This is a genomic window from Streptomyces sp. NPDC048650, from assembly GCF_043199095.1.
In the GTDB taxonomy this organism is placed as follows: domain Bacteria; phylum Actinomycetota; class Actinomycetes; order Streptomycetales; family Streptomycetaceae; genus Streptomyces.
The window spans coordinates 761,943-773,719 of the sequence record NZ_JBICVM010000001.1; the positions used below are offsets into that span (position 1 = coordinate 761,943).

Below are 11,777 nucleotides of genomic sequence, written 5' to 3' on the forward strand. Positions count from 1 at the left end.
CGGCGTGCGTCCTGCGGGGCGGCCCCGACGGGGCCGGCTCCCGGTGCTGTCAGGAGGCGGTGCTGCAGTGCGGGCACAGGCCCCGGTAGGTCACTGTGACCTCGGAGACCTGAAAGCCGTAGCGCTCGGGTTCGGGCAGGGCGGAGAGCGGGTCGCCCTGGACGTGGACGTCGCGGATCGTGCCGCACCGCGAGCAGACGAGGTGCTGGTGGTCGTGGTGGGCGTTGGGGTCGTAGCGCTTCGCCCGGCCGTCGGTGCTCACCTCGAGCACCTCGCCGAGCGTGACCAGCTCGCCCAGCGTGTTGTAGACCGTGGCGCGGGAGATCTCGGGGAGCCGCTCGGTCGCCAGTGAGTGCACTTCGTCGGCGGTGTAGTGGACGTGGTCCCCATCGAGGACCTCGGCGACCACGCGTCGCTGCGCGGTCAGCCGCCAGCCGCGTCCCCGGAGCCGTTCCAGCAGGTCACTCATGCCAATCACCCATCAGTCAGATATGGCCAGCGTAGCAGTGGCCGGTCCATCACCGGATCAGGTACGAGTTTCGGGTACTTCTTGACTTAGACATTGTCCAATGTAGGATCGGCAGCGGCGCAAGCCAAGGGACAGGTGGAGAACACTTCAGGAGGCGCACGTGTCGGTAGAGAGCACCACCGGACCGCTGACCACGGAGGCCGGGGCGCCGGTCGCGGACAACCAGAACAGCGAGACGGCCGGCAACGGCGGACCCGGCCTGATCCAGGACCAGAGCCTGATCGAGAAGCTCGCCCACTTCAACCGTGAGCGCATCCCGGAGCGCATCGTGCACGCCCGCGGCGCCGGTGCGTACGGCACCTTCACGGTGACCGCGGACGTGACGCAGTACACCCGCGCCGCGTTCCTCTCCGAGGTCGGCAAGCAGACCGAGACGTTCCTGCGCTTCTCGACCGTCGCCGGCAACCTCGGCTCGGCCGACGCGGTGCGTGACCCGCGCGGCTTCGCGCTGAAGTTCTACACCGAAGAGGGCAACTACGACCTCGTCGGCAACAACACCCCGGTGTTCTTCATCAAGGACGCCATGAAGTTCCCCGACTTCATCCACACCCAGAAGCGCGACCCGTACACCGGCTCGCAGGAGGCGGACAACGTCTGGGACTTCTGGGGGCTCTCGCCCGAGTCCACCCACCAGGTCACCTGGCTGTTCGGCGACCGCGGCATCCCCGCGACGCTGCGCCACATGAACGGCTACGGCTCGCACACCTTCCAGTGGAACAACGAGGCCGGCGAGGTCTTCTGGGTCAAGTACCACTTCAAGACCGACCAGGGCATCAAGAACCTCACCCAGGCCGAGGCCGACAAGCTCGCCGGTGAGGACGCGGACAGCCACCAGCGCGATCTGCGGACGTCGATCGAGCGCGGCGACTTCCCGTCCTGGACCGTGCAGGTCCAGATCATGCCGGCGGCGGATGCGGCCAACTACCGCTTCAACCCGTTCGACCTGACCAAGGTCTGGCCGCACGAGGACTACCCGCCGATCGAGATCGGCAAGCTGGAGCTCAACCGCAACCCGGAGAACATCTTCGCCGAGGTCGAGCAGTCGATCTTCTCCCCGCACCACTTCGTGCCGGGCATCGGCCCGTCGCCCGACAAGATGCTCCAGGGCCGTCTCTTCGCGTACGGCGACGCGCACCGCTACCGCGTCGGCATCAACGCCGACCACCTGCCGGTCAACCGCCCGCACGCCGCCGAGGCGCGCACCAACTCCCGCGACGGCTTCCTCTACGACGGCCGTCACAAGGGCACGAAGAACTACGAGCCGAACAGCTTCGGCGGCCCGGTGGAGACCGGCCGGGCGCTGTGGCAGCCGGCCACCGTGAGCGGCCCCACCGGTGAGCAGGCGGCGCCCTCGCACGCCGAGGACGACGACTTCGTGCAGGCGGGCAACCTCTACCGCCTGCTGTCGGAGGACGAGAAGGAGCGCCTGATCAACAACCTGGCGGGCTTCATCTCCCAGGTCTCCCGCGACGACATCGCCCAGCGCGCGATCGAGAACTTCCGCAAGGCGGACGCGGACTACGGCAAGCGGCTCGACGCCGCGGTCCAGGCCCTGCGCGGCTGACGCCGTCCCGTAGCGGCCGGGCGCCGCCGCTCACGCGGCGGTGACCGCCCGGCCGTGAGGGCCGTTCGAGGGTCGCTGCCGTACAACCGAAGAGGCCGGATGCCATGGGGCTCCGGCCTCTTCGTGCTGTCGGGGCCGCTCAGGCGGGTACGGCGCCGGCCCGCTCCGGCACGTGCGAGCGGCAGCGGATGATGTCGCGTACGGATACGACACCGACCGGTTCGCGGTCGTCGAGCACGATCAGATGGCGGAAGCCGCCGCGCACCATGGCGTCCGCGGCGTCGTCGAGGGTCCAGTCCGGCGCGGCGAAGACCACGTCCGAGGTGGTGTGGGTCTGGGCGGTCTCCCGGTCGGGATTCTCGCCCGCGCCGAGGGAATTGAGGATGTCGCGCTCGGTGAGAATGCCGAGGCCGCTGGTGTCGGTGTCGAGGACGACGGCCGCGCCGACCCGTCGTGCGGCCATCAACTGCGCGGCCTGGCGGAGGGTGTGGGCGGGCCCGATGGTGAGGACCACCGTGCTCATGGCGTCTTTGACGAGCATGGGCATGGAGTGGAGCCACCTCCTTGGTGAATGTGCCTTGCGAAAGATTTCACAAGTTCACAAAGTGGGGGATTCTCATGTTCACATGCCTTCGTCGATGCAACAAGGGGCAAGTGCTGGACGCGTGTCCGAGCGCTTGCCCCTTCGCAGGTCAGTGACGTGCGTCGCCGACGTACGTCAGCAGGTCCTCGTGCAGCAGACCGTTGGAGGCCGCGGCGTTCCCGCTGTGCGGGCCCGGCTTGCCGTCCAGGCCGGTGAACCGCCCGCCCGCCTCCTGGACGACCACCGCGCAGGCGGCCATGTCCCACAGTGACAGCTCCGGCTCCGCGCAGATGTCCACCGAGCCCTCGGCGACCATCATGTACGGCCAGAAGTCGCCGTAGCCGCGCGTGCGCCAGCAGTCCCGGCTCAGGTCCAGGAACCCGGGCAGCGTGCCGCGCTCCTCCCAGCCGGTGAGCGAGGAGTACGCGAACGACGCGTCCTGGATGCGGCCGACCTGCGAGACCCGCAGTCGGCTGGCGGAGGTCAGGCTGCGGCCGGTGTAGGCCCCCAGGCCCTCGGCGGCCCACCAGCGGCGGTGCAGGGCCGGGGCGGAGACGATGCCGACCACCGGGCGGTCGCCGTTCTCGCCGCGCTCCATCAGGGCGATCAGGGTGGCCCAGACCGGCACCCCGCGGACGTAGTTCTTCGTGCCGTCGATCGGGTCGATGATCCACCGACGGGGCCCGGCGCCCTCGCTGCCGAACTCCTCGCCGAGCACCGCGTCGCGCGGCCGGGCCCGCTGGAGCTGGCTGCGGATCAGCTCCTCGGCCGACTTGTCCGCCTCGCTCACCGGCGTCATGTCGGGTTTGGTCTCGACCTTCAGATCGAGGGCCTTGAACCGTTCCATGGTGGCGGCGTCCGCGGCGTCGGCGAGGACATGACCGAGGCGGAGATCATCGTGATAGTCGGGCATGTGCGAACAGTATCTACTGCTATACGCAGGAGTCACACGGCCATGCCCGGCCCGCCGTGCGGGGTCATTCCACTGGCCGTGTGGGTGCCCCCGCGCCGCTCCCGCACGGCCGTCCCGGGCCGTGCAGGCACCTGTGCGGCGACCCTTGACAGCCTTTGGCGCCCCGTCAATTCTGTGCGCACCGAGGCCATTTGGGCCAACGGCCGGGGAGGCGACGAATGCCCGCAGCGCGTGAGAGCTTGCTGGATGCCGCGTACACGGCGCTGACGCGGCGGGCCTGGGCGCACATCCGGATGGTGGATGTCGCGGCCACGGCCGGGGTCTCCCGGCAGACCCTCTACAACGAGTTCGGCAGCAAGGAGGGGCTGGCCCGGGCCCTCGTACGGCGGGAGACCGACAACTACCTGGCCGGTGTCGAGCGGGCGCTGACCCGGCGCCCCGCCGCTGCCGGGCCGGGCGAGGAGGCGGCGGCCCGGATGGTGGCCGCGGCCGCCTGGACGGTCCGTACCGCGCGCACCAATCCGCTGGTCAGGGCCGTGCTGACGGGATGTTGGAACGACCGGCTGCCGGCCCCGCCGCGGCCGGGACCCGCCGAGCTGGTCGGCGGTCTCCGTGACCGGGCGGTCGCGGCGCTGGAGCCGGACTGGCCCGAGGAGGAGCTGCCCGCCCTCGGCGCCGCCTGCGAGACCGCGGCGCGGCTGACGCTGTCCTGTGTCGTCGCGCCCGCGGGAAGAGCGGGCCAGACCGGGCCCGACGCGGTGTCCACCCTCGTCCGGGGCGCGTTCGCGCGGGTGCGCGGCGGCCGGGACCTGTCCGGCGGCCGGGACCTGCCCGGCGGTCTCAGTGGGCCGAGCCCGACAGCTGCAGCCCGATGACGCCGACGATGACCAGGCTGATGGAGACCAGCTTGAGGGTGGAGACCAGGTCACCGAGGAAGACCATGCCGTAGATGGCGGTGCCGGCCGCGCCGATACCCGTCCACACCGCGTAGGCCGGGCCGACGTCGAGCTTGCGCAGCGCCAGCGTGAGCAGCCCGAAGCTGCCCAGTGCGAACGCCGCGAAGGCGATCGTCGGGAAGAGGCGGGTGAACCCGTGGGAGAGCTTGAGGCAGACGGCGAAGCCGGTCTCCAGGAGCCCCGCCACCACCACGAGCAGCCACGCCATGTCCCATTGCCTCCGTCGGGTCGGTGACCGCTTCGCCTGCCTCGGTGTGATTATGCAGTTCCCTCGGACGGGGGGCGGCCCCTTCGCGCGATCAGTCGCCCTCGCGTCGCTCGCGGGTGGCGAGCAGCCGCCGCAGGGAGTAGAGGCGGGCCGGATCGGCGTGCCCGTCGGCGACCCATGCGTCCAGTGCGCAGTCCACCTCGTCGTGGCTGCAGGCGCGCGGGCAGCCCTCGGTGCCCGGCACCAGGTCGGGGAAGGCGAGGATGACCCGCGACGGATCGACGTGGTGCAGGCCGAAGGACCGCACACCAGGGGTGTCGATGACCCACCCGGAGTCGCCGGGCAGCGGCAGGGCCAGCGCGGAGGTGGTGGTGTGCCGACCGCGGCCGGTGACGGCGTTGACATGCCCGGTGGCTCGGCGGCGCTCCGGGACCAAGGCGTTGACCAGGGTGGTCTTGCCCACCCCGGAGTGCCCGACGAACGCCGTCATACGGCCCCACAGCTGTTCGCGGACACGGTCGGCCGCCGCGCCGTCGGCCAGCTCCTCGCGATTGGTGACGACATACGGGACGCCCAGCGCGCCGTACGACTCCAACAGCGTGTCGGCGGACGCCAGATCGGACTTGGTCAGCACCAGCAGCGGTGCCAGCCCCGCGTCGTAGGCCGCGACCAGGCAGCGGTCGATGAGCCGGGGGCGCGGCTCCGGGTCGGCGAGCGCGGTGACGATGGCGAGCTGGTCGGCGTTGGCGACCACCACCCGCTCGTACGGATCGTCGTCGTCGGCCGTGCGCCGCAGGGTCGAGGTGCGCGGTTCGACCCGGACGATCCGGGCGAGGGTGTCCTTGTCGCCGGTCAGATCCCCGACGACCGCGACCCGGTCGCCGACCACCGCGCTCTTGCGACCCAGTTCGCGGGCCTTCATGGCGGTGACCGTGCGGCCGTCGATCAGACACGTCAGCCGGCCGCGGTCGACGGTCAGTACCAGGCCCTCGCAGGCGTCCTCGTGCTTGGGGCGGATGTTCGTACGAGGGCGGTTGCCCTTGCGGTTGGGGCGGACGCGGATGTCGTCCTCGTCGGGGTTCTTGCCGTAGCGGCGCATGGCGGCGGAATCCCTCAGGCTCTCCGGGCGGGTACGGCGGCCGGGTCGAGCATGTCCGTCCACATCGCGGGGAAGTCGGGCAGGGTCTTGCCGGTGGTGGCGACGTTCTCCACCTCCACGCCCTCGACGTCCAGGCCGATGATCGCCGCGGCGGTGGCCAGGCGGTGGTCGTCGTAGGTGTGGAAGATGCCGCCGTGCAGCGGGCGCGGCCGGATGTGCAGGCCGTCGGCCGTCTCGGTGACATCGCCGCCGAGTTCGTTGAGCTCCTTGGTGAGCGCGGCCAACCGGTCGGTCTCGTGCAGCCGCAGGTGCGCCACGCCGCGCAGCGTGGAGGGGGAGTCGGCCAGGGCGGCGACGGCGGCGATGCCCGGGGTGAGCTCGCCCACCTCGCCGAGGTCGACGTCGATGCCGTGGATCCGGCCGCTGCCGGTGAAGGTCAGGCCGTGGTCGGTCAGCTCGCAGGAGCCGCCCATGGCGGTGAAGATCTCGCGCAGTGCGTCGCCGGGCTGCGTGGTGTGCGCGGGCCAGTCCGGAACGGTGACCCGGCCGCCGGTGACCAGGGCCGCGGCCAGGAACGGCTGGGCGTTGGACAGGTCGGGCTCGACGACCAGGTCGCGGCCCAGCAGCGCACCCGGGGTGACCCGCCAGACGTCGGCCTCCCCGCCGGCCTCCGGGGTGTCCACCTGGGCGCCGATGCTGCGCAGCATGTCGACGGTCATCCGGATGTGCGGCATGGACGGCAGCGCGGCGCCGATGTGCCGCACCTCCACGCCCTGGTTGAAGCGCGGCGCGGAGAGCAGCAGGGCGCTGACGAACTGGGAGGACGAGGACGCGTCGATCTCGACCGGTCCGCCCTCCAGGGCGCCGCCGCCGAAGACGGTCATCGGGAGCGCGCCGCGCTTGTCGTCGTCGATCCGGGCGCCCAGCGTGCGCAGCGCGTCGATGACGCCGCCGAGCGGGCGCTCGTAGGAGCGGGGGTCGCCGTCGAACCGGATCGGGCCGTTGGCGAGCGTGGCGACCGGCGGCAGGAAGCGCATGACCGTTCCGGCGTTGCCGACGTCCACCGTGGCCGGGCCGTGCAGCCCGGCCGGGATGATCCGCCAGGCCTCACCGCCGCCGGGCAGCGCATCGGCGCCCGCGGAGCCGGCGGAGCTGGAGGAGGCGGTCTCCTCGATGCCGACGCCCAGGGTGCGCAGCGCCTCGGCCATCAGGAGGGTGTCGCGGGAGCGCAGCGGGCGGCGCAGCCAGCCGGGCTCGGCGGACAGGGCGGCCAGGACCAGGCCGCGGTTGGTGACCGATTTGGAGCCGGGCACCCTGACGGTTGCATCGACGGCCCCGGGGGCGAGGGGGGCGGGCCACAGGGCTGGGAGTGCGGGGCTCTCGGTCATGGCTTTACTTTAATGGCTGGGCACGCGGCCCCATCTTGACCAAAAGTGGCGCAACCTCTGCGAAACGTGGCGCTGGTGGTGCGCTCGGGTTCCGGAGCGGCGGACGGCGGGGCGCCCGGCGGGCTCAGAGTCCGAGCAGCCAGCGCCCGCCGCCTATCAGGGAGCAGAGCGTCACCACGTGGAAGAGGCCGAGCCACACGGCCGCCGGGACGTGGGTGAGCCGGGCCAGCTGGTCCGGGTCGGAGTCCGTCCCCCCGCCGGCCCGCCGCCGCTTGCCCATCAGCTCGAACGGCGGCCGCACGCCGCCCAGCAGCAGGAACCACACCGCCGCGTACGCGAACGCCGCCTGGACGTCCGGGGTGGTCAGCCAGGAGACGAGGAGGAAGGCGGCGCCGGTCAGCACGACGGTGAGCACGCCGTACGCGTTGCGGATCATGACGAGCATGGCGAGCAGCAGCGCGGTGGCGCCCCACAGCAGCGCCGTGATGTGGCCCGCGGCCAGCAGCGCGGCGCCCGCCAGCCCGAGCAGGGAGGGGGCGGTGTAGCCGGCCGCGGCGGTCAGCACCATGCCCGGCCCGGTCGGCCTGCCGCGGGAGACGGTCAGCCCCGAGGTGTCCGAGTGCAGCCGGATGCCTTGCAGTCGGCGGCCGGTGAGCAGCGCGATCAGCCCGTGGCCGCCCTCGTGGGCGATGGTCACGGCGTTCCGCGACAGCCGCCATGCGGTGTGCGGGACCACGGCGACCAGGGCCAGCACGCCGGTGGCGATCACGAGCCAGAAGGACGGATCGGGCTGGACCCCGAAGACGCGGCTCCAGACGTCCGAGATGTGGTCGGTATCCATGTCTCCCCTTCGTGTGGCATGGCAGTGTGGCATGCATGTGCGGTAGGTATGCAGCGAGTCGTGGGGCCGAGGACCTGGTGGGACTCTTCGGGGTCCGGCAGTGGGATCCGGCGGAGACCCTGGCGCCCAGCTGGAACGTCGCCCCGACGGTCGGCGTGCCCGCGGTGCTGGAGCGTCCCCTCAAGGGCGAGGCGTCGGACGCCTTCGGGCCCGGACCGGTGCGCCAGCTGCGGACGCTGCGGTGGGGGCTGGTGCCGTCGTGGTCGAAGTCACCCGAGGGCGCCGCGAAGATGATCAATGCGCGGGCCGAGACGGTGCACGAGAAGCCGTCCTTCAAGCGGGCCTTCGGCGCCCGCCGGTGCCTGCTCCCCGGTGACGGCTACTTCGAGTGGGTCACCGCCCCCGGCGAGCGGCGGCTGGAGGAGCAGGGAAAGAAGAAGCGCGGCCGCAAGCAGCCGTACTTCGTGACGCCCGCCGACGGCTCCGTGATGGCGATGGCCGGGCTGTACGAGTTCTGGCGGGACCCGACGCTGCCCCCGGACCATCCGCGTGCCTGGTGGGTGACCTGCACGGTCGTCACCACCGAGGCCGAGACCACACCGCTGGCCGGCGCCGACGGCGGCGAGGGACCGCAGTCGCTGGCCGACATCCACCCCCGTATGCCGCTGGTCCTGCCGCCGGACCGCTGGGACGCCTGGCTCGATGCGGGACGTACGGACCCCGACGACCTGCGCGGGCTGCTGGCGCCACCGCCGGCCGGGCTGATGCGGGCCCATCCGGTCCCGACGGAGGTCAGCAACGTCCGCAACAACGGGCCCGAGCTCCTCAAGGAACTCGCCGCCCCGGAGGCCGGCACGCTGTTCTGAGGCGGGCGTCCGCCCGGGGCAGGATGGAGGTATGACGACAAGGGCCAACGAGAGCGAGACGGTCGCGACCCCGGTCGGCGACGCCCGGATCACCTGGTACCGCGACGAGACACCGGCGCGCGCCGTGCTGGCCCTCGGCCACGGTGCGGGCGGCGGCATCGAGGCCCGCGACCTGCGTGCCCTGGCGGCCGGGCTGCCCGCCCGCGGCTGCACCGTGGCACTGGTCGAACAGCCGTGGCGGGTGGCCGCCAAGAAGCTGGCTCCCGCGCCGAAGACCCTGGACACCGGGTGGACGGCACTGTGGCCCGCCCTGGAGAAACCGGGGCTGCCGGTGGTGGCGGGCGGCCGCAGCGCCGGAGCCCGGGTGGCCTGCCGCACCGCCCGAGAGCTGGGCGCGCACGCCGTGCTGGCCCTCAGCTTTCCGCTGCACCCGCCGGGCAGGCCGGAGAAGTCCCGCGCGGACGAGCTGACCGGCGCCGGGGTGCCGACCCTCGTCGTCCAGGGCGGCCGCGATCCGTTCGGGCGCCCCGGGGAGTTCCCGCCGGACACGCGGATCGTCGAAGTGGCCCACGGGGACCACGGGTTCGCGGTGCCGAAGAAGGCGGGGACCGACGAGGCGGAGACGATGGCCCGGCTCACCGACGCGGTGGCGGGATGGCTGGAGGAGATCTTCGGCTGACGGAGGCGCCGGGCGGTCCGGGGCCGCCGGTCCACCGCCCCGGGAGGCCCTCAGCCGTCACCGCCGCCGCTGCCGTGCGGGCGGGCGCGGACGTGCATCCGCTCGCCCTGCCGGCCGAAGAGGCTGAGCAGTTCCACCGGCTCGTCACCCGCGGGCCCGAACCAGTGCGGCAGCCGGGTGTCGAACTCCGCCGCCTCGCCCGCCCGCAGCTCCACATCCCGGTCGGCGAGCAGCAGTCGCAGCCGCCCCGACAGCACGTACAGCCACTCGTAGCCCTCGTGGGTGCGCTGCTCCGGCGGCCCCGCCACCGGCTCCACGACCAGCTTGAACGCCTGCAGCGCCCCCGGCTGCCGGGTCAGTGGCACCACGGTCATGTGCCCGCGCCGGCGCGGCACCGCCCGCACCCGCGGGTCCCCGACCTCCGGCGCGCCCACCAGCTCGTCCAGGGGCACCTGGTGCGCGTGCGCCAACGGCAGCAGCAGTTCGAGGGTGGCCTTGCGCCCGCCCGACTCCAGCCGTGACAGCGTGCTCACGGAGATGCCGGTCGCCTCCGAGAGCGCCCCGAGCGTCACGCCGCGCTCCTGCCGCAGCCGCCGCAGGCGCGGGCCCACCTCGGTGAGCACCTGGTCGTAGGGGTTCGTGTTCGTCCCGTCCATGACTCCATTGCCGAAGCGGCAACGCTGTTTGTCAAGAGGTGGGCGGCGGCCGCTGCCGGACCCCGACCGCGAAACGACCACGGCGGCCGGGAATGCGCTGCGTCGCCCCGCTGTTGTGCCAGGCGTAAGGATCAAGTACGTCCAGCGCACGCAGCATGAGGAATGGGAGCCCGCCGCATGGGAATCGCTTGCCCGGCCCGCCCGGCCGCCGACCTGGAGTGGTCACAGATGCAGGTGGCGCAGCCCGCCCTGGCTGGAGCGGCGGGGGTACGGGATCGTCGTCTATTCTCCGAATCGAGGGGGTCCGCTTCCGGATCCGTCACGGTGTTGGAGGAGGTGGGTCCGGTCACCGGTACCGACGCAGGGGCCGACGGCGCGGCTGAGGACACGACCGAGGGTCGGCGGGAGAGCGACGCCGAGCGCAACGCGCGCTTCGAGCGGGACGCGCTCACCTTCCTGGACCAGATGTACTCCGCCGCGCTGCGCATGACGCGCAATCCGGCCGACGCGGAGGACCTGGTGCAGGAGACCTACGCCAAGGCGTACGCGTCCTTCCACCAGTTCCGCGAGGGCACGAACCTCAAGGCGTGGCTGTACCGCATCCTGACGAACACGTTCATCAACTCCTACCGCAAGAAGCAGCGGGAGCCGCAGCGCAGCGCCGCCGACGAGATCGAGGACTGGCAGCTCGCGCGCGCCGAGTCGCACATGTCGACCGGGCTGCGTTCGGCCGAGTCGCAGGCGCTGGACCACCTGCCCGACTCCGACGTGAAGGCCGCGCTCCAGGAGATCCCCGAGGAATTCCGTATCGCGGTCTATCTCGCGGATGTCGAGGGCTTTGCGTACAAGGAGATCGCGGACATCATGGGGACACCCATCGGCACGGTGATGTCCCGTCTGCACCGCGGCCGCCGCCAGCTGCGCGGCATGCTGGAGGATTACGCCCGCGACCGCGGGCTGGTCCCCGCGGGTGCGACGGCCGCGGACCCGCAGGCCGCGCGGACGTCGGGATCGCACGACCGGAAAGGCTCGGGATCATGAGCTGCGGAGAGCCGCACGAGAAGGACTGCTCAGAGGTCCTTGACCACCTCTACGAGTACCTCGACCGTGAGATGCCCGCCGGGGAGTGCGCAGAGTTCCAGGTGCATCTGGACGAATGCTCGCCGTGCCTGGAGAAGTACGGCCTGGAGCAGGCCGTCAAGAAGCTGGTCAAGCGCTGCTGCGGCCACGACGACGTCCCCAGCGACCTGCGCTCGAAGGTCATGGGCCGGATCGACCTGATCCGGGCCGGGGAGACCGTGCCCGAGGTCAGCGTCCTCGAGCAGGCCAAGCACGAACAGGCGCAGCGGGAGCAGGCGGCGCGGGCCGCGGGCTCCGGCGGCGCGGGCGCGGAGCCGGCCGCTGACGCCGGTCCGCCGTCGGGCGAGGCCGATGCACGTCACGAGGCCGCACGGGCGGAATAACGCCACACACCACCCTAAGGGGTGAGGGGTAG

At 72.1% G+C, this 11,777-nt stretch carries 14 protein-coding genes; 6 read left to right on the forward strand and 8 right to left on the reverse strand.

The window, feature by feature from the left end:
* Nucleotides 1-49: 49 nt before the first annotated feature.
* On the reverse strand, nt 50-469 hold the full coding sequence (locus ACGFML_RS03505; protein WP_393539497.1) for a Fur family transcriptional regulator: 420 nt from the start codon (nt 467-469) through the stop codon (nt 50-52).
* 160 nt (nt 470-629) lie between these two features.
* Here ACGFML_RS03505 and ACGFML_RS03510 point away from each other — a divergent pair, with 160 nt between their 5' ends.
* The gene (locus tag ACGFML_RS03510; RefSeq protein ID WP_393539499.1) at nt 630-2,093 is read left to right on the forward strand and encodes a catalase; all 1,464 of its coding nucleotides are present in this window, start codon (nt 630-632) and stop codon (nt 2,091-2,093) included.
* A gap of 139 nt (nt 2,094-2,232) precedes the next feature.
* Here the strand turns inward: ACGFML_RS03510 and ACGFML_RS03515 are convergent, their stop codons facing one another.
* Both ACGFML_RS03515 and hisN read right to left on the reverse strand, forming a co-directional pair.
* Complete coding sequence (locus ACGFML_RS03515) at nt 2,233-2,634, reverse strand: cyclic nucleotide-binding/CBS domain-containing protein (RefSeq protein ID WP_393540388.1); 402 nt, start codon at nt 2,632-2,634, stop codon at nt 2,233-2,235.
* A 151-nt stretch (nt 2,635-2,785) separates the two neighbouring features.
* Nucleotides 2,786-3,589: a histidinol-phosphatase gene (gene hisN, locus ACGFML_RS03520; protein WP_393539502.1), complete on the reverse strand. Its 804-nt coding sequence runs from the start codon at nt 3,587-3,589 to the stop codon at nt 2,786-2,788.
* 218 nt (nt 3,590-3,807) lie between these two features.
* On the opposite strand from hisN, the gene ACGFML_RS03525 reads away from it, so the two are divergent.
* The gene (locus ACGFML_RS03525; RefSeq protein ID WP_393539504.1) at nt 3,808-4,464 is read left to right on the forward strand and encodes a TetR/AcrR family transcriptional regulator; all 657 of its coding nucleotides are present in this window, start codon (nt 3,808-3,810) and stop codon (nt 4,462-4,464) included.
* On the opposite strand, the gene ACGFML_RS03530 is transcribed toward ACGFML_RS03525, so the two are convergent.
* The 4 genes from ACGFML_RS03530 to ACGFML_RS03545 all read right to left on the reverse strand — a co-directional run bounded on the left by ACGFML_RS03530 (nt 4,430) and on the right by ACGFML_RS03545 (nt 8,081).
* The gene (locus ACGFML_RS03530; protein WP_393539506.1) at nt 4,430-4,753 is read right to left on the reverse strand and encodes a DMT family transporter; all 324 of its coding nucleotides are present in this window, start codon (nt 4,751-4,753) and stop codon (nt 4,430-4,432) included. The two genes, ACGFML_RS03525 and ACGFML_RS03530, sit on opposite strands and share 35 nt — an antisense overlap.
* 91 nt (nt 4,754-4,844) lie before the next feature.
* Nucleotides 4,845-5,852 (reverse strand): ribosome small subunit-dependent GTPase A, encoded by a 1,008-nt coding sequence (gene rsgA / locus ACGFML_RS03535; protein ID WP_393539508.1) that lies wholly within the window; start codon nt 5,850-5,852, stop codon nt 4,845-4,847.
* Between the two features lie 14 nt (nt 5,853-5,866).
* Entirely contained in the window at nt 5,867-7,240 is a 1,374-nt protein-coding gene (gene aroA, locus ACGFML_RS03540; protein ID WP_393539510.1) for a 3-phosphoshikimate 1-carboxyvinyltransferase, read from the reverse strand.
* Nucleotides 7,241-7,364: 124 nt separating this feature from the next.
* Entirely contained in the window at nt 7,365-8,081 is a 717-nt protein-coding gene (locus ACGFML_RS03545) for a M50 family metallopeptidase (protein WP_393539512.1), read from the reverse strand.
* 35 nt (nt 8,082-8,116) lie between these two features.
* Here ACGFML_RS03545 and ACGFML_RS03550 point away from each other — a divergent pair, with 35 nt between their 5' ends.
* Nucleotides 8,117-8,947, forward strand: a complete 831-nt coding sequence (locus tag ACGFML_RS03550) for an SOS response-associated peptidase (protein WP_393539514.1) — start codon at nt 8,117-8,119, stop codon at nt 8,945-8,947.
* Between the two features lie 31 nt (nt 8,948-8,978).
* Nucleotides 8,979-9,626: an alpha/beta family hydrolase gene (locus ACGFML_RS03555; protein ID WP_393539516.1), complete on the forward strand. Its 648-nt coding sequence runs from the start codon at nt 8,979-8,981 to the stop codon at nt 9,624-9,626.
* Nucleotides 9,627-9,676: 50 nt separating this feature from the next.
* Here ACGFML_RS03555 and ACGFML_RS03560 read toward each other — a convergent pair whose 3' ends face one another.
* Nucleotides 9,677-10,282: a helix-turn-helix domain-containing protein gene (locus ACGFML_RS03560; RefSeq protein ID WP_393539518.1), complete on the reverse strand. Its 606-nt coding sequence runs from the start codon at nt 10,280-10,282 to the stop codon at nt 9,677-9,679.
* A gap of 336 nt (nt 10,283-10,618) precedes the next feature.
* Here ACGFML_RS03560 and ACGFML_RS03565 point away from each other — a divergent pair, with 336 nt between their 5' ends.
* Complete coding sequence (locus ACGFML_RS03565; protein ID WP_393540390.1) at nt 10,619-11,323, forward strand: sigma-70 family RNA polymerase sigma factor; 705 nt, start codon at nt 10,619-10,621, stop codon at nt 11,321-11,323.
* Nucleotides 11,320-11,745: a mycothiol system anti-sigma-R factor gene (gene rsrA, locus ACGFML_RS03570; RefSeq protein WP_393539520.1), complete on the forward strand. Its 426-nt coding sequence runs from the start codon at nt 11,320-11,322 to the stop codon at nt 11,743-11,745. The genes ACGFML_RS03565 and rsrA overlap by 4 nt, the downstream gene beginning before the upstream one ends.
* The last annotated feature ends 32 nt before the right edge of the window (nt 11,746-11,777 follow it).